General features: G+C 61.3%; 16 protein-coding genes. 9 read left to right on the forward strand and 7 right to left on the reverse strand.

Translation table 11 applies throughout. The features are described 5' to 3' along the window. Positions 1 to 96: 96 nt before the first annotated feature. Positions 97 to 699, reverse strand: coding sequence for a LysE/ArgO family amino acid transporter (locus JWU58_RS06565; protein WP_016773432.1), 603 nt, complete (start codon positions 697 to 699; stop codon positions 97 to 99). A 96-nt stretch (positions 700 to 795) separates the two neighbouring features. On the opposite strand from JWU58_RS06565, the gene JWU58_RS06570 reads away from it, so the two are divergent. The 4 genes from JWU58_RS06570 to JWU58_RS06585 all read left to right on the forward strand — a co-directional run bounded on the left by JWU58_RS06570 (position 796) and on the right by JWU58_RS06585 (position 4,712). Continuing rightward, positions 796 to 1,683, forward strand: a complete 888-nt coding sequence (locus JWU58_RS06570; protein ID WP_206421642.1) for a LysR family transcriptional regulator ArgP — start codon at positions 796 to 798, stop codon at positions 1,681 to 1,683. 99 nt (positions 1,684 to 1,782) lie between these two features. After that, positions 1,783 to 2,775: an NAD-dependent epimerase/dehydratase family protein gene (locus JWU58_RS06575; RefSeq protein ID WP_206421643.1), complete on the forward strand. Its 993-nt coding sequence runs from the start codon at positions 1,783 to 1,785 to the stop codon at positions 2,773 to 2,775. Between the two features lie 116 nt (positions 2,776 to 2,891). After that, positions 2,892 to 3,749 carry an ATPase gene (locus JWU58_RS06580; protein WP_024014139.1) on the forward strand — a complete coding sequence of 286 codons (858 nt, stop codon included), beginning with the start codon at positions 2,892 to 2,894 and terminating at the stop codon, positions 3,747 to 3,749. A 114-nt stretch (positions 3,750 to 3,863) separates the two neighbouring features. Next, positions 3,864 to 4,712 carry a cache domain-containing protein gene (locus tag JWU58_RS06585; protein ID WP_206421644.1) on the forward strand — a complete coding sequence of 283 codons (849 nt, stop codon included), beginning with the start codon at positions 3,864 to 3,866 and terminating at the stop codon, positions 4,710 to 4,712. Positions 4,713 to 4,844: 132 nt separating this feature from the next. On the opposite strand, the gene JWU58_RS06590 is transcribed toward JWU58_RS06585, so the two are convergent. Continuing rightward, complete coding sequence (locus JWU58_RS06590; RefSeq protein WP_071173411.1) at positions 4,845 to 6,362, reverse strand: MDR family MFS transporter; 1,518 nt, start codon at positions 6,360 to 6,362, stop codon at positions 4,845 to 4,847. A gap of 77 nt (positions 6,363 to 6,439) precedes the next feature. Then, entirely contained in the window at positions 6,440 to 7,633 is a 1,194-nt protein-coding gene (gene pobA / locus JWU58_RS06595) for a 4-hydroxybenzoate 3-monooxygenase (RefSeq protein WP_206421645.1), read from the reverse strand. A gap of 175 nt (positions 7,634 to 7,808) precedes the next feature. Between pobA and JWU58_RS06600 the strand changes: the two genes are divergently transcribed. Next, a complete protein-coding gene (locus JWU58_RS06600) occupies positions 7,809 to 8,699 on the forward strand; it encodes a helix-turn-helix domain-containing protein (protein ID WP_206421646.1) in 891 nt (296 codons plus the stop codon). A 131-nt stretch (positions 8,700 to 8,830) separates the two neighbouring features. Here the strand turns inward: JWU58_RS06600 and JWU58_RS06605 are convergent, their stop codons facing one another. Together JWU58_RS06605 and JWU58_RS06610 are read right to left on the reverse strand one after the other, a co-directional pair. Further along, on the reverse strand, positions 8,831 to 9,007 hold the full coding sequence (locus JWU58_RS06605; RefSeq protein WP_016773438.1) for a hypothetical protein: 177 nt from the start codon (positions 9,005 to 9,007) through the stop codon (positions 8,831 to 8,833). A gap of 105 nt (positions 9,008 to 9,112) precedes the next feature. Next, on the reverse strand, positions 9,113 to 10,042 hold the full coding sequence (locus JWU58_RS06610; RefSeq protein ID WP_206421647.1) for a LysR family transcriptional regulator: 930 nt from the start codon (positions 10,040 to 10,042) through the stop codon (positions 9,113 to 9,115). Positions 10,043 to 10,155: 113 nt separating this feature from the next. Between JWU58_RS06610 and JWU58_RS06615 the strand changes: the two genes are divergently transcribed. Together JWU58_RS06615 and JWU58_RS06620 are read left to right on the forward strand one after the other, a co-directional pair. Further along, the gene (locus JWU58_RS06615) at positions 10,156 to 11,034 is read left to right on the forward strand and encodes an MBL fold metallo-hydrolase (protein ID WP_123443715.1); all 879 of its coding nucleotides are present in this window, start codon (positions 10,156 to 10,158) and stop codon (positions 11,032 to 11,034) included. A 45-nt stretch (positions 11,035 to 11,079) separates the two neighbouring features. After that, entirely contained in the window at positions 11,080 to 11,694 is a 615-nt protein-coding gene (locus tag JWU58_RS06620; RefSeq protein ID WP_123443714.1) for an NAD(P)-dependent oxidoreductase, read from the forward strand. A 194-nt stretch (positions 11,695 to 11,888) separates the two neighbouring features. Here JWU58_RS06620 and JWU58_RS06625 read toward each other — a convergent pair whose 3' ends face one another. After that, positions 11,889 to 12,770, reverse strand: coding sequence for a LysR substrate-binding domain-containing protein (locus JWU58_RS06625; protein WP_123443713.1), 882 nt, complete (start codon positions 12,768 to 12,770; stop codon positions 11,889 to 11,891). A gap of 218 nt (positions 12,771 to 12,988) precedes the next feature. On the opposite strand from JWU58_RS06625, the gene JWU58_RS06630 reads away from it, so the two are divergent. Both JWU58_RS06630 and JWU58_RS06635 read left to right on the forward strand, forming a co-directional pair. After that, complete coding sequence (locus JWU58_RS06630; RefSeq protein WP_123443712.1) at positions 12,989 to 14,626, forward strand: 5-guanidino-2-oxopentanoate decarboxylase; 1,638 nt, start codon at positions 12,989 to 12,991, stop codon at positions 14,624 to 14,626. Then, positions 14,626 to 16,074, forward strand: a complete 1,449-nt coding sequence (locus JWU58_RS06635) for an aldehyde dehydrogenase family protein (RefSeq protein ID WP_206421648.1) — start codon at positions 14,626 to 14,628, stop codon at positions 16,072 to 16,074. The genes JWU58_RS06630 and JWU58_RS06635 overlap by 1 nt, the downstream gene beginning before the upstream one ends. Before the next feature lie 124 nt (positions 16,075 to 16,198). Here the strand turns inward: JWU58_RS06635 and JWU58_RS06640 are convergent, their stop codons facing one another. Further along, positions 16,199 to 17,128 carry an AraC family transcriptional regulator gene (locus JWU58_RS06640; protein WP_016773445.1) on the reverse strand — a complete coding sequence of 310 codons (930 nt, stop codon included), beginning with the start codon at positions 17,126 to 17,128 and terminating at the stop codon, positions 16,199 to 16,201. Positions 17,129 to 17,252 lie beyond the last annotated feature (124 nt).

Consider the following 17,252-nt stretch of genomic DNA (forward strand, 5'->3'; position numbering starts at 1 on the left):
TCTTTGCGGCGCAGGGTTCGGATCATAGCACCGGGGTCGCGCCTTAACCACGCAACAACTGTGTGGGATAGAGGTTCCAGAGCCTTCAGCAATAATTCATCCGGCGATGATCAACTGCGCGGCCACGGCGAACATCATCAACGCCACCACCAGATCGAGAATGCGCCAGGTGCTCGGGCGGGCCAGCCACGGTGCCAGCCACGCCGCGCCAAGGGCCAGGGTGAAAAACCACAGCAACGATGCACTGGCCGCGCCGACTACATAAGCGCCCGGCACCGATTGCTGCGCACCCAGCGAGCCGATCAGCAATACCGTATCGAGATAAACGTGAGGGTTGAGCAAGGTCACCGCCAGAGCGCTGAGCATCACTGCGCGCAGCGAACGCACGGTCTGGTTTTCGCCTTGCTCAAGGCTCTGTTTCGAGCAGGCCCGGCGCAGCGCCTGGCTGCCGTACCAGATCAGAAACGTCGCGCCGCCCCAACGGGCGATCGCCAGCAGGGTCGGGTTCTGCGCCAGGATCGTTGCCAGGCCGAACACCCCGGCCGCGACCAGAATTGCGTCACATACCACGCACAATGCCGCCACCGGCAAATGGTGTTCACGGCGCAGGCTTTGCGCCAGGACAAATGCGTTCTGCGTGCCGATCGCCATGATCAGGCCGAACGCCACCAACAGGCCGTTTACATAGCTTTGCCACATGGGAGAGATCCTTGAAAGAGAGTGCTTGCTGGCTATTCTCCGGTGTGACGCTGTATAAGAAAAACCAATAGTGCTGATCGCCCATTAGGAAAACTGATGTTCGACTATAAATTGCTTTCCGCGCTGGCTGCTGTGGTCGAACAGGCCGGATTTGATCGCGCTGCACAGGTCCTTGGTCTGTCGCAGTCGGCGATCTCCCAGCGCATCAAATTGCTCGAGGCGCGGATCGGCCAACCCGTGCTGGTGCGTGAGACACCGCCAGCGCCGACGGAAATCGGCCGACGTTTGCTCAACCATGTGCAGCAGGTGCGTTTGCTCGAGCGCGACTTGCAGTCGGCGGTGCCAGCGCTGGACGAAGAAGGCCTGCCCGATCGCCTGCGCATCGCCCTCAACGCCGACAGCCTCGCCACTTGGTGGGCCGCGGCCGTCGGCGATTTCTGCGCCGAGCAGCATTTGTTGCTCGACCTGATCGTCGAAGACCAGACCGTCGGCCTCAAACGCATGCGTGCCGGTGAAGTGGCTGCGTGCCTGTGCGCCAGCGAGCGCCCGGTGGCCGGCGCACGCAGCGTATTGCTCGGCGCCATGCGTTATCGGGCGCTGGCCAGTCCAGCCTTCATCGCCCGGCATTTTCCCGATGGCGTGCGCGCCGAACAGCTGCCGCGCACCCCGGCGCTGGTGTTCGGCCCGGACGATTTTCTTCAGCATCGCTATCTGGCGCTGTTGGGCGTCGACGGCGCGTTCGAGCATCACTTATGCCCGTCTTCCGAAGGCTTCATTCGCCTGACCGAGGCCGGTCTGGGTTGGGGGCTGGTGCCGGAACTGCAGGTGCGCGAACAGTTGCAACGCGGGGTGCTGCGCGAATTGCTGCCAGATAAACCGATCGACGTGCCGCTGTACTGGCATCATTGGCGCAATGGCGGCCAGTTGCTCAATCTACTGACCGAACAACTGCTGCGCTCCTCAAAGCAATGGCTAGTGGCTTGAACGCAGCAACAAGCGTCAAGCTGCAAGCGGCAAGAACACGCACCGTTTCAACTTGCAGCTGAAAGCTCGAAGCTTGCAGCTGCTTCCCTGGAGTTTTTGATGAAGATTTTGGTTACCGGCGCCAGCGGCTTTATTGGCGGGCGCTTTGCGCGTTTCGCCCTGGAGCAGGGCCTTGAAGTGCGGGTCAACGGTCGCCGGGCCGAGAGCGTCGAGCATCTGGTGCGCCGCGGTGCCGAGTTCGTGCCGGGCGATCTGACCGACGCCGATCTGGTGCACGACCTGTGCAACGATGTCGAAGCCGTGGTGCATTGCGCCGGTGCTGTCGGCGTGTGGGGGCGTTATCAGGAGTTTCATCAGGGCAACGTCGAAGTCACCGAAAACGTCGTCGAAGCGTGCCTCAAGCAGCGGGTGCGGCGGCTGGTGCATCTGTCGTCGCCGTCGATCTATTTCGATGGCCGCGACCATCTCGGTCTGACCGAAGAGCAAGTGCCCAAAAGCTTCAAGCATCCCTACGCCGCGACCAAATATCTGGCCGAGCAGAAAGTCTTCGGCGCGCAGGAATTCGGTCTGGAAACCATCGCCCTGCGCCCGCGTTTCGTCACCGGTGCCGGCGACATGAGCATCTTCCCGCGCCTGCTGAAGATGCAGCGCAAGGGTCGGCTGGCGATCATCGGCGACGGCTTGAACAAGGTCGATTTCACCAGCGTGCAGAACCTCAACGAAGCCATGCTCAGCAGCCTGTTGGCGCAAGGTTCGGCGCTGGGCAAGGCCTACAACATCAGCAACGGCACGCCGGTGCCGCTGTGGGATGTGGTCAATTACGTAATGCGGCGGATGGACGTCGATCAGGTGCGCAAATATCGCTCCTACGGTCTGGCCTACAGCGTCGCGGCGCTCAACGAAGGCGCGTGCATGCTCTGGCCGGGACGCCCTGAGCCGACCCTGTCGCGCCTGGGCATGCAGGTCATGAAAAAAAATTTCACCCTCGACATCAGCCGCGCCCGGCATTATCTCGACTACGATCCGAAAGTCAGCCTGTGGGCGGCCCTCGATGAGTTCTGTGCTTGGTGGAAAGCCCAGGACATCCGTTGAAACGATTCGGCCGGGCGGCAATGAACCGCCTTGCGGGTTGAGGGTCAATGCCTGCGGCTGCGGCGGTTATACTTCGCAGCATTTAGCCATCACCGCGTTTGCCAAAGGTTGCCTCAATGTCCATGCGAAACGATGCCCACGACGACGATTTCGACAACGTGCCAAGCCTGCGCGCCGACCCGTTCGATGACGATGACATCGCGCCCGGCCCCCGCACTTCCGTGCATTCGCGCAGCGCGCCAGTGGTCAAGGTCAAGGCCGCCAGCACCGGGCCGCTGTGGGCGCTGGTCGGCGCGTTGTTTTTTGCCTTCATCGGTCTGGCCTGGTGGAGCTTCCAGCAGATCTCGCTGATGGAGCAGCAACTGGTCGCCACCCAGGAAAGCTTCGCGCGGATCAGCGAAGAAGCGGCAGGGCGCCTGCAGGATATTTCCGGCAAGGTCGTCGCCAGCCAGAGCAACGTCAGCAGCGACAGCGAAGCGCTGAAGCTGCAAATCAAGCAACTCGAAGGCAAGCTGCTCGACCAGAGCAAGCAGCAGCAAGGCGTGGCCGGGCAGGCCAGCGAGCTGGACAAGCGGCTGGCGCAGATGACCGCGCAGACCACCGAACAACAGAACGCCAATACGCAGTTGCAGGCTCAGGTCAAAGCCTTGAGTGCCGAGCTGGCGACCATTAAAAGCACCCCGGCCGATACCAGCAAGGTCGATGCCCAGTTGAAAGCCTTCGACGCCCAGTTCAAAAGCCTCGGCGCCGATATCGCCGCGCTGAAGAAACAGGGCAATCCGAGCGCGGCGATCGATCGTCTGGAGCAGGACATCGTGGTGCTGAAAAGTCAGCAGGACAACCGCCCGACAGCGCCACAGGGTGGCGGCAATACCGCCGAGTTCGATGCGTTCCGCGCGCAGATGACCCGCAACCTGAATACCTTGCAGGCGCAGATCCAGAACCTGCAGCAGCAGATCAATTCCCGCCCGTAAGCGCTGAGCGAGGCTGGCGAGCGTTGCTTGCCAGCTTCACGGCACAATGTTCATCTCTACATGACCGCAAGCCGTCTACGCTCTTGAAACACCAAAAAGAACGAGGGATGCGCTATGGGGTTTTTGCATAAAGTGGCCTGGCTCGGCCTGATGTTGTTGGCCGGCTTCGGCCAGGCCAGCGCCGCCACCGCCGCCAAGGATGACAGTCAGGCCGCCATCGCCCTGCTGGAAAAAGCCTTGGCCTACTACCACGACAATGGCGACAAGGCCTTCGCCGCGTTCAGCCGCCAGGGTGAGTTCGTCGACAAGGATCGCTACGTGTTCGTCCTCGACACCAAAGGCGTCATGCTTGCCAGTGGCGGGCCTTCATCGGCGCTGATCGGCCGCGATGTCAGCGAAGTGCTCGGGCCGGATCTGCAGAAGGCGTTCAAGGATGCGCTGAAAGTGCCGGAAGGCAATGGCATCCAGCAGGCCGAATACCGCTGGCAGAACTGGGCCGACGGCAAGGTCGAGCGCAAGCATGTGTTCTATCAGCGCGTCGGGCAGCGCATTCTCGCGGTGGGTTACTACCTGCCACGGGCCTCAGCTGAGCAGGCCAAGACCTTGCTGGACAAAGCCGCGACGGATCTGACCAAGGACGAGAAGGGCACGCTGACCGCGATCAACTCACTCAAGGGCGGTTACTTGCAGGATGACCTGTATGTCTTCGTGGTCGATCTGAACAACCAGCGCTATGTCGCCCACGGCACCAATCTACGCTTGATCAACACTGATTTTGGCAAGGTCAAGGATCCGGAAGGCAAACCGGTGGGCGAGCCGATTCTGGCACTGATCGGCAAGCAGAATGAAGGCGAATATGAATACCGCTGGAAAAACCCGGTGACCGGCAAGATCGAGGACAAGCATGCGTACCTGAAAAAGGTCGGGCACTTCCTCGTCGCGGTGGGTTACTACAGCCCTTGAGCGCGCGATGATCGTTCCTACGCTCCGCGTGGGAATGCAGCCCGGGACGCTCTGCGTCCCATCCAAGGCCGAACGCAGAGCGTCCGTTGAGGCATTCCCACGCAGAGCGTGGCAACGATCAGCGCAAAAGGCTCATTTCGCGCCGTGCTCCCGGCCGCGCAGCAGGTTGTTCGGCATGGCAATCGCCGCTGCCAGCCCGAGCAACGACACTGCCGTGCTGACCCAGAGCAAGTGGCGGAAGGTCACCAGCAGCTCCGCGCGCAAAGCGTTCTGCGCTTCGCCTGGGGCTGCGTTCAGGCCATCGAGCAGGACGTTGCCCGAATGCCCCTCGCTGATCAGCGAACTGTTTGCCAGATGGGCGAAGCTGGAATCGTGCAGCAACGCCAGCAGCAGCGCCGACATCAACGCCACGCCCACCGCGCCGCCCAGTGAGCGGAACAGGTTGGTGGTGCTGGTGGCGACGCCGATGTCGCGTTGTTCCACCGAGTTCTGCGTGCCGACCAGCGAGGTCGGGAACTGCATGCCGCCAGCGATGCCGCTGAGCAGCATGAACAAACCGCTGAGCAGCGTCGCTTGTGGCGGACTGAAGGCCATGCCGAGAATCGAGATCGGCATGAGGATCGCCCCGGTGAGAATCTGCGGTTTGTAGCGTCCGGTGATCGAGGTGCGCCGGCCGGCGAAATAGGCACCGATCGGCAAGCCCATCGCCAGTGGCAGCAAGTGCAACGCCGCGCTGTCGGCGCCAGCGCCGGTGACGCTTTGAAAGCGCAGCGGCATCAGCACGATCAGCGAGATGGCCTGGAAACTGGTGAAGAAGATCGTGCACCAGCACAGCAGGGCATTACGATTGGCGAACAGGTGCATCGGCAGCAACGGCTCGCGTGCCCGGCGTTCATGCCAGACGAACAGCGCCAATACCACCACGGCGCAAGCGAACAGGCCGAGCACTTCGCTGCTGCGCCATGAATGACCCTGGCCGACTTCGGTGATGCCGAGCAGCAACGCGGTCAGGCCGATGATCATCAGCACCGTGCCGAGGTAATCGATCACCGGTTTGCGCTGCGGAATCGGCAAGCCGCGCAGGTTGCGCCGTGCCACCCACCAGGCGCCAAGCCCGAGCGGCAGGTTGATCAGAAACACCCAGCGCCACGACAGGTATTCGGTCATGTAGCCGCCGAGCACCGGACCGGCGACGCTGGCCACCGCGTACATGCTGCTGAAGTAACCCTGATAGCGGCCGCGTTCACGCGGCGGGACGATGTCGCCGATGATCGCCTGACTCACCGAGATCATGCCGCCGGCGCCGATGCCCTGAAGAATCCGCGCCAGTACCAGCTGTTCCATGCTCTGCGCCATGCCGCAGAACAGCGAGGCGAGGGTGAACAGGCCCATGCCGAACAGCATCAGTTTGCGCCGCCCGTACAGGTCGCCGAGCTTGCCGTAGATCGGCACCGCCACGGTCATCGCCACCATGTAGCCGGAAATCACCCAGGCCAGCAGGCTGACGTCCTTGAATTGCGCAGAGATCGCCGGCATCGACACGGCGACGATGGTCTGGTCCAGCGCACCGAGGAAGATCGCCATCATCAAGGCGACCAGCACGCTGCGAATGGCCGGTTTGGGCGTTTCAGGCTGATTGAGAGTGGTCACGGAAAACCTGCGGGCGGTGATGGACCCGCGCGGCCTTCGCGCGCGGGTGGATGCTCGCAGTGTAAGTCGGTAGGAAGCTATTCGATAGCCTCGTACGGAAGCCCGACGTAATTTTCTGCAATGGTTTTTTGCCCGGCTTGCGAGCTGACAAAATAGTCCAGTTCCGAAGCGCTGATGCGCTGGCTGAACTCATCGTGATCGTCGAAGCGATGCAGCATCGACGTCATCCACCAGGAAAACCGTTCGGCTTTCCATACTCGGCGCAGGCAGATCTCCGAGTATTTTTCCAGCAGATCAGTGCGATTTTCGCGATACACCTTCAGCAGAATATTGAACAACGTGCTGACATCACTGGCGGCCAGGTTCAAGCCCTTGGCGCCAGTGGGCGGGACGATATGGGCAGCGTCGCCGACGAGAAACATGCGCCCGTACTGCATTGGCTCGACGACAAAACTGCGCAGCGGCGCGATGCTTTTTTCGATCGAAGGACCGGTCACCAGTTTTTCCGCGAGGGCATCCGGCAGGCGCTTTTTCAGCTCATCCCAGAAACGCTGATCGCTCCAGTCATCGACGTTTTCATCCGCCGGCACTTGCAGGTAATAGCGGGTGCGCGTGGCTGAACGCATGCTGCACAAAGCGAAGCCGCGCTCATGGCGGGCGTAGACCAATTCGTCGTGGACCGGCGGTGTGTCGGCGAGAATGCCCAGCCAGCCGAACGGGTAGACCCGCTCGAAAATCTTCAGGCAATCGGCCGGAATCGACTGCCGCGCGACGCCATGGAAACCATCGCAACCGGCGATGTAATCGCAATCAACGCGCCAGCTTTCACCGTCCTTTTCGAAGGTGACAAAAGCTTCGTCGCTTTTCATGTCATGGGGAACGACATTGCTCGCTTGATAAATTGTTGGCGCGCCGGCCTCCCGACGAGCGGCCATCAGGTCGCGGGTGACCTCGGTCTGGCCGTAGACCATTACTGTTTTGCCGCCGGTCAGCGCGTGCAGGTCGATGTGCACCTGACGCCCGTCCAGCGCCAGATCAAAGCCGCCATGAACCAGACCTTCGGCATCCATTCGCTGACCGACCCCGGCCTCACGCAGCAGCTCTACCATGCCTTGTTCAAGCACACCGGCACGGATGCGCCCAAGAATGTAATTGGGCGTCTGGCGTTCAAGGATCAGGGTGTCGATGCCAGCGTTGTGCAGCAACTGGCCAAGGAGCAGTCCGGAAGGACCGGCGCCGATAATGGCGACTTGGGTTTTCAGGGTTTTCATTGTTTTTATGACTCGCAAGCTTCACGCAGCAACAGCCGGTGAATGATTTTATGGATCGAGTGCTTGCATTTTTCCCTTGCGGGTCTGTCAATTGAAGGTGAAAACTGAGCCGATACCTGTACATTCTGCCAATCGGTGCGATTATCGCCCAAAAACCAGAGGCCTGGATTGAAGTATGAACAAGCCTGCCCTGCCTTCTATTCCGGTGTTCAAGCTCTACGGTGAAAGCCTGGACTGGCCGACCCCGGACTTGCTGCACTGTGAAACCATTTCCTCGCGCAGTCGCGAACATCAATGGGAAATCAAACCTCACCGCCACGCGGATCTGTGCCAGCTGCTGTTCGTTTTCAAAGGTCAGGCAGAGCTTGAAATCGAAGGCCAGCGCACGCAACTCGAGACGCCGGCGATTCAGGTGCTGCCACCGTTATCGGTGCATGGCTTTCGTTTTTCCGAGGATGTTGAAGGCTTCATCGTCACCTTGGCCACGCCGATGATCAATCATTTGCAGGCGCAATTGGGCGATTCGGTACACGCGTTGGCTCGGGCGGAAAACTACCCGGCCGGCAAGGATGGCGATTATCTCAACAGCCTGTTTTCAGCGTTGCAGGCCGAGTACAACGGCCATCAACCGGCGCGGGAAATGCTCATGCATTCGCTGGTCAGCGTGATCATGGTCTGGGTCAGCCGCCAGGCGATCGTCCGCCACAAGGCCAGCCAACGACCGCAACGCCAACGCGAATACCTCAACGGTTTCATTCAGTTGGTGGAGGAGACTTACCGCCAGCACGTCAAGGTCGAAGACCTCGCCCATCGCCTGGGCATCTCCGTGTCGCACCTCAACGGCACATGCCGTGAACTGGCCGGGCAACCGGCGTTGCAGATCATGCACGAGCGTCAGTTGCTGGAAGCCAAGCGCCTGCTGACCTACACCAGCATGACGATTTACGAGATGTCGGAGCTGTTGGGTTTTTCCGATCCGACCAACTTCACCCGGCTGTTCCGCCGCCGGGTGGGAATTTCGCCAAAGGCATTCCGCGACCGACTCAAGGCCGAGCAACAATCCTGAAAGCGCTGATGAGCCCTGTGGGAGCGAGCTTGCTCGCGAATACGGTCTTTCATTCAGCATCGTGGTTAACTGACACACCGCTTTCGCGAGCAGGCTCGCTCCCACAAGGGATGCATTCCAAGTCAGTCTTGTCAGCGCAATGCGTTCAGCGTGGCATTGTGCGGAATGCACCGCTCATAGTTGCAGCTCGCATACTCGCGCGGCAGCTGGCGCAACTGCTCGACCCGCCAGGCAGCGGTGCCGTACAGCGCCAGCGTGGCGGCGCAGGTGATGAAAATGGCGGCGTATCTTTTTGTTTTGATGTTCATGGTGTTCGACCTCTGAACGTCTACCTTGCGGTATTACTTTGAGCATAGGTCAGGCAGGCGCAGCTGCAAGCTTTAAGCGGCAAGCGGCAAGCGGTCACGACGCGGTCAGCTTGGCGCTTGTGGCTTGAGGCTCGCAGCTTCATCCCACGCGGGATTTTCGGGAAACCGTCGAACCAGAAAGTCGAGCATGCTGCGCAGTGCCGCCGGCATGTGTTTACGTGAGGCGTACACCGCGTAGATATTCATCTGGCGCGGTTCTGCGTGTGGCAGCAAACGCAGCAGTTCGCCGTTGTGAATATGCACGCCAGCCTGGTAGGTCGGCAGCATCGCCACGCCCGCGCCGGCCAGGGTTGCGCGCAGAAGGGTGCTGGCCTCGTTGGCGCTGATATTGCCCTGCACCGGTACCGAAACCGGTTCGCCATCCTCCTCGAAATGCCACAGGCTTTTGCCGAAATAGGAATGGGTCAGGCAGTTATGTCGGCTCAAATCCTCAACCGTCTGCGGCGCCGGATGCTCAAGCAGATAAGCCGGCGCTGCGCAGACCACCGAGCGGCACACGGTCAGGCGCCGGGCGATCAGATTCGGATCAAGATCATTGCTGGTGCGAATCGCCAGATCGATGCGTTCATCCACTAGATTCACCGTGCGGTCGAGCATTTGCAGATCGATACTCACGCCTGGGTAAAGCTTGACGTATGCCGCCATCGCATCGGCCAGTTGCGCCTGGCCAAACGAGGTGCTGACGCTGATCCGCAGCAGTCCGCGCGGCGCGTCATCGGGTTCGCTGACGGCGGCCTGCATGTCCTGCGACAGGTCGATCATCTGCCGACAGCGCGGGAGGATTTCACTGCCAGCGGCGGTCAGGCTCAATTTGCGCGTGGTGCGGTGCATCAGCCGCGCGCCGACCCAGTCTTCCAGCTCCGCCAGATAGCGCGACACCACCGGCCGCGACAGGTCGAGGTGGTCGGCCGCCGCCGACTGGCTGCCGAGGTCCACCACCGTGACGAATACCCGCATTGCTTGAAGCCGATCCATGATTTGCCCGCTTTCAGAAACAAACTATGTCCAAGCATCGCATTTTTTGTACTGAGTCTGGCAACTAAGCTCTGTTGCATCGCCAGACTGGCATTGGTAATCCGGAGCAACAAATGATCGGCTTCACCCCCTTCAAACGCGTTCTGCTCGCCGCGGCATTTTTCGGCTTTGCCGCCCATGCATCCGCCGCCGAGCTGAGCCTTGATGTCTACAATCCGGGCACCCAGGCGATTTTCCCGGTCAGCTCGGTGCTGGTCAGCGGTGAGAAAGAAGCGATTCTGGTCGATGCGCAATTCGGCAAATCCCAGGCCGAACAGGTGGTGGAGAAGATCCGCGCCAGTGGTAAACAGTTGACCACCATCTACATCAGCCACGGTGATCCGGATTACTACTTCGGCCTCGACACCCTGACCAAAGCATTCCCGCAGGCGAAAGTATTGGCTTCGCAGCCGACCGTCGATCACATCAAGCACACCGTCGACGGCAAACTGGCCTACTGGGGACCGAAAATGGGCGCCGACGTGCCGGCGAAAACCATCGTCCCGGACGTGCTCAAGGGCGACAGCCTGACCCTCGAAGGCAAGCAATTGCAGGTGATCGGCCTCGACGGCAAGCAACCGGATCGCAGCTTCGTATGGATCCCGTCGCTCAAAGCAGTGGTCGGTGGCGTAGTGGTCGCCGAGAACATTCATGTGTGGATGGCCGACACCCAGACCGCGCAATCCCACGCCGACTGGCTGAACACCCTGCACACCATCGAAAGCCTGAAACCGCAAACCGTGGTGCCCGGTCATTACCTGGGTGACAGCAGCCGCTCGCTGGCCAGCGTGAAATTCACCGCCGATTACATCAAGGCCTTCGATGCCGAAACCGCCAAGGCCAAAGACTCTGCTGCACTGATCGCAGCGATGAAAAAACGCTACCCGCAACTGGGCGAAGAAAGTTCGCTGGAGCTCAGCGCGAAAGTCGCCAAGGGCGAGATGCAGTGGTAAGCCGAACCTGAACACACAGCATTTTCAAGCCAACTGGAGAATGTCATGAGCAAGATCGCAATCATTGGTGCCACCGGCCGTGCCGGTAGCCAACTGCTGGAAGAAGCCCTGCGTCGCGGCCACAGCGTCACCGCCATTGCCCGCGATACTTCAAAGGTCGGTGATCGCGCCGGTGTCGTCAGCAAGAGCCTCGACGTGCTGGATTCGGCGGCGCTGCAAGCGGCGGTGGCCGGTCACGACGCAGTGATCAGCGCAGCGCATTTCGCCACCGTCCCGGCCTCGGCGATTGTCGGACCGGTAAAACAGGCGGGCGTGAAGCGCTTGCTGGTGGTCGGCGGCGCCGGTTCGCTGTTGCTGCCGGATGACACGCGGGTGATCGACAGTGCCGGTTTCCCGGCTGAATACAAAGCCGAGGCGAGCGCAGGTGCTGAGTTTCTTGATGCGTTGCGTCAGGAGCAGGAACTGCACTGGACTTTCCTCTCGCCGTCGGCGGAATTTGTCGAGGGTGAACGCAGCGGCCAGTATCGCGTCGGCAAGGATCATCTGTTGGTCAGTGCCGATGGGCGTAGCTGGATCACCTTTGCCGATTATGCGATTGCGCTGATTGACGAAGTGGAGACGCCGAAGCATTTGCGGCAGCGTTATACGGTCGGGTATTGAGTCAAGCCTTTTCCCCTCACCCCAGCCCTCTCCCGGGGGAGAGGGAGCCGACCGAGTTGTCTTGGGTCACGCATTGACCTGAACGACCGTGTCGATTATGGGTTCGGCGTGGCTGTGTCAGGTCGATGAATTTCTTGAGTATCCCCAATCAGTTCCCTCTCCCTGGGGAGAGGGCTAGGGTGAGGGGAGAGGCTTCAGCGCAAATGAGCCTGCTCAACCAGCCAGAGCATCAGCTCCTCAAGTTGCGGTGAGGGTTCGGCTCCAGCAGGCACCACCACGTAATACGCCAACCCCGTCTTCACCTTCAACGCAAACGGCATCAACAGCCGCCCGGCGTCCAGATCATCACCAATCAGCGACCAGTCCCCGATCGCCACCCCGGTCCCGTGCGAGGCCATCGACATCGCCTGATCCAGCGTTTCGAAATGCTGCCCGCTGCCAAGGTTGCCCAGGCGCAATCCCGCTGCATCGAGCCATACCGACCAATCCTGAATGTCGTGGGTCGGGTGCAGTAACAGATGCTCTTGCAAATCCTGCGGTGAATTCAGCGCCGGCGAACCCTTGAGCAATTGCGGCGAGCAGACCGGTGTCAGTTGCTCGTCGAACAGATGCAGCGCGCCTGGCGAATGGTCCGGCGGCGGGCCGTAGATCACGGCGGCGTCGAATTGCTCGCGCTGAAAATCCACGCCGTGTTGCAGCGACGCCGTCAATTTGACCGGCACGTCCGGGCGTTCCTTCTGCCATTGCAGCAGACGCGGCAGCAGCCAGCGCATCACGCAGCTCGGTGCCTTGAGTTGCAAGGTTTGCCGCGTCAGACCGATCTGCTCGGTCGCTTCACTGATCAGCCCGAAGACCTTTTCCACTCGCGGCAGCCATTCGCGGCCTTCGGCCGTCAGCGCCAGACCCCGGGCCAGACGAATGAACAACGGATAACCGAGCTGTTCTTCGAGCCCGGCGATCTGCCGGCTCACCGCGCCCTGAGTGATGTGCAACTGCTCGGCGGCGCGAGTGAAATTGCAGCATTGCGCGGTGATCCAGAACGTATGCAGAGCGGGCAGGGGTGGCAGGCGTTTCATGGCGATCCGAGGTATGACGTGGAGACATGGCTAGTATGACTTTTAATCGATTGTTGCTGCCAGTTGTGCACCGGTCCAATGGGCACTCCACGGACCCTGTGGGAGCGAGCCTGCTCGCGAAGACGGTTCAAGGTTCGACACGGATGTTGGCTGGACCGCTTATTCGCGAGCAGGCTCGCTCCCACAGGGAGTGTTCAGTGAATGAAAGGGCAATCAACATGGCAACGTGCGGCGAAGTACTGGTCAAGCTGTTGGAGAATTACGCGGTCGAGCAGGTGTTCGGCATTCCCGGTGTGCATACCGTTGAGCTGTACCGAGGCCTCGCGCGTTCAAGCATCAACCACGTCACGCCTCGTCACGAACAGGGCGCCGGGTTCATGGCTGACGGCTACGCGCGCACCAGCGGCAAACCCGGTGTGTGTTTCATCATCACCGGCCCGGGCATGACCAATATCACCACGGCCATGGGCCAGGCTTACGCCGATTCGATTCCGATGCTGGTGATCTCCAGCGTGCAGTCGCGCAGTCAGTTGGGCGGAGGGCGCGGCAAGTTGCATGAGCTGCCGAACCAGAGCGCACTGGTCGGCGGCGTCGCAGCGTTCTCGCACACGCTGATGTCCGCTGCCGAATTGCCGGTGGTGCTGGCCCGTGCGTTTGCCTTGTTTCAGGCCGGACGACCACGACCGGTGCATATCGAAATTCCGTTGGACGTGCTGGTGGAAGAGGCCGATGAATTGCTCGCCAGCCTGCCGGTGAATATCGATCGCGCCGGCGCCGCACCGGCTGCCGTGGCCCGCATGAGCGAACTGCTCGCCACGGCGCAACGTCCACTGATTCTCGCCGGCGGCGGTGCTATTGACGCAGCGCCGCAGCTGACCCGACTCGCCGAACTGCTCGACGCTCCAGTGGCGCTGACCATCAACGCCAAAGGCATGCTGCCGACCAGCCATCCGTTGTTGATCGGTTCGACGCAAAGCCTGGTCGCCACTCGCGCACTGGTCGCTGAAGCCGACGTGGTGCTGGCGATCGGCACCGAGCTGGCCGAGACCGATTACGACGTGACTTTTGCCGGCGGCTTCGAGATTCCCGGCAAGCTGCTGCGCATCGACATCGATGCCGATCAGACCGTGCGCAACTACCCGCCGCACGTCGCACTGGTCGCTGATTCGCGCAATGCCGCGCAAGCATTGCTCAGCGCCTTGTCGCACCAACCTCTGGCCGAGCGCCGCAATGATTGGGGCCAGGTCCGCGCCGCGCGTCTGCGTAATGAATTGGCGGCGAGCTGGGATGCACCAACGCTGGCGCAGACGCGTTTGCTCGAAACCGTGCTGCACGAATTGCCCGAAGCGGTGTTCGTCGGCGATTCCACGCAACCGGTGTACACCGGCAACCTCACGTTCAACCCCGAGCGTCCGCGTCGCTGGTTCAACGCATCCACCGGTTACGGCACCCTCGGCTATGCGTTGCCGGCGGCGATTGGTGCGTGGCTCGGCGGCCAACTCGATAACGGCGCGCGCCCGCCAGTGGTGTGCCTGATCGGCGACGGCGGCTTGCAGTTCACCCTGCCGGAACTGGCCAGCGCCGTTGAAGCACGGGTGCCGGTGATCGTGCTGCTGTGGAATAACCAGGGTTACGAGGAGATCAAAAAGTACATGGTCAACCGCGCCATCGAACCGGTCGGCGTGGACATCTACACCCCGGATTTCGTCGCCGTGGCCAAGGGCCTCGGTTGCGCCGCGCAAGCCATCAGCAGCATCGACGAATTGCGCGCAGCGCTGCGTAAAGCGACGGACCGGCAAGGCCCGACGCTGATTGAAATCGACCAGAACCAGTGGATGCAGGCGGTGGCCCAATGATGAGTTTTCCAACCACACTTGATGGGCTCTTCATCAACGGTCAATGGTCGTCGGGCCGCGAGCATCTACGGGTGATCAATCCCGCTACCGAAGCGCTGCTGACCACCGTCAATGGCGGTGACGAACACGCCGTCGACCAGGCGATCAGCGCGGCGACCGAGGCGTTCGAACACTGGTCGACAACCACCGGCGCCGAACGCGCTGCGATCCTGCGCAACATTGCCAACGGCGTGCGCAACGGTCGCGATCACTTGATGAACCTGCAGTCGAGCAACAACGGTAAACCGCAGTTCGAAGCGGCCATCGATGTCGATGATGTGATCGCCACTTTCGACTATTACGCCGAACTCGCCGAAGGCTTCGACGCCGGTCAGGACAGCAACGTGCCGCTGCCCAGCGATGACTTCAGCGCACGCCTGCGTCGTGAGCCATGCGGTGTGGTCGGGCTGATCGTGCCGTGGAATTTCCCCATGGTCACCACCGCATGGAAACTGGCGCCAGCGCTCGCCGCCGGTTGCTGCGTGGTGCTGAAACCTTCTGAAGTGACGCCGCTGCCGGAGCTGGAACTGGCCGCGATCATCGCTGAGTCCGGTTTGCCCGACGGCGTGTTCAATCTGGTCTGCGGCACTGGTCTGGCGGTGGGCGCGCCGTTGTCGGCGGATCCACGCATCGCCAGGATTTCCTTCACGGGCAGCAATGCGGTTGGCGTGCAGGTGATGCAACGCGCTGCCGAAACGGTGAAGGGTGTGAGCCTGGAGCTGGGTGGCAAATCTTCCTTGCTGGTGCTGGCGGATGCCGATCTGCAACTGGCGGTGGAACTGGCCTGTGGCGGGGCGTTCTTCAACGCCGGGCAGATGTGCTCGGCCACCAGTCGCGTGCTTGTCGCCGAGACATTGATGGATGAATTTCTTCAGCGCCTGCAAAAACGTGTGGAGGCGATCCGGGTCGCTGATCCGTTTGATGCGGATGTGGAGATGGGCGCGCTGGTCAATCAGGCGCAGTACCAACGGGTGCTTGGGCATATTGATCGCGGTTTGAGCGCCGGGGCGAGGTTGGTGTGCGGCGGTAATCGTCCGGCGCATTTGCCGCGCGGTTATTTTTTGCAGCCGACGGTGTTCACCGACGTGCCGCTGGACAGCGCGTTATGGCGTGAAGAGATTTTCGGCCCGGTGGTGTGTGTGCGCAGTTTCGCCAGTGAGAGCGAGGCGATTGCGCTGGCCAACGACACGCAGTTCGGCCTGGTCGCGAGTGTGGTGACGCGCGATGCTGCAACGGCGGATCGCGTGGCCAATGCCTTGCAGGCAGGGCTGGTGTGGATCAATGCTCCGCAGGTGATTTTCCCGCAGACGGCTTGGGGTGGTTACAAGCAGAGCAGTGTCGGCCGCGAACTGGGGCCTTGGGGGTTGGCGGCGTTTCAGGAGATCAAGCATGTGATCCGCGCGGTCTGATCATAGATATGTAGCGCTTGGACTGACCCCTTCGCGAGCAGGCTCGCTCCCACATTGGAATGCATTTCCCTGTGGGAGCGAGCCTGCTCGCGAAAGCGCCATAAGCCCCACTTCAGGTTCCGGATCAGACCGAAAGCCGCAACCGCGCCAGATCCCGCAACGGCGGCGCGCCAAACAGTCGGCTGTACTCACGGCTGAACTGCGACGGACTTTCATAGCCCACCCGATACCCCGCCGCCGAGGCTTCCAGCCCTTCGGTCAACATCAGCCGCCGCGCCTCTTGCAGGCGCAACTGCTTCTGATATTGCAACGGACTCATCGCGGTCATCGCCTTGAAACGGTGATGCAACGTCGACACGCTGAGGTTCACTTCCCGCGCCAGATCATCGATGCGCAGCGGCTGCTCGAAGTTGCCGTTGAGCCATTTGATGGCCTGGCTGATGCGATGGCTCTGACTGTTGGCAATCGCAATCTCATACAAACGATGACCCTGCGGACTACGCAGCAGGCGATAGAGAATCTCCCGGCGAATCAGCGGCGCGAGCATGGCGATGTCTTTCGGCGCGTCGAGCAGCCGGGCCAGACGCAGCACCGCGTCGAGCATGGCGCTGTCGATTTTTTCCACGTACAGACCACGTCCGGTCGGCCGCGTCGGTACGCCCATCGGGCCGGCGTCGGCGATCAGTGCGGTGATTTCGGTCGGGTCGATGTCAAGGCGCACGGCGAGGATCGGTTCTTCCGGCGAGACATTGACCACGCGCCCGCTGAGCGGCATCGAAACCGACACCACCAGATAATTCAGCGGGTCGTAGTTGAAGAACTCATCGGCCAGGCGGACCTCTTTGCGCCCCTGCGCCATGATGCACAGCGCCGGCTGCGCGAGTACCGGGGCAAAGTCATGGGACTGGGTGTGGCGCGACATCACCAGCGAACCGATCGCGGTCTGGTAGCTGCCATCGTCGCTGGTGTTGCGGCGGATGATCGCCGCCAGCTCCGCACGCTGCTTTTCCATGTCGGCGCTGGGTTCGGCTTGAAAACGATCGAATGACGTCATGCACGGCATCCTCGGCAAGTGAGGGGGGAATGCAGCAGAGCATATGTTTGTGCAAGCAGCAGCGGTAGACACATTCTGCCAAATGCTTGCCTGATTCTGCCCGCAGGTGCACGCAGGTCTCCCG

Origin of the sequence: Pseudomonas atacamensis (assembly GCF_017167965.1) — a bacterium.
GTDB lineage: Bacteria > Pseudomonadota > Gammaproteobacteria > Pseudomonadales > Pseudomonadaceae > Aquipseudomonas > Aquipseudomonas atacamensis.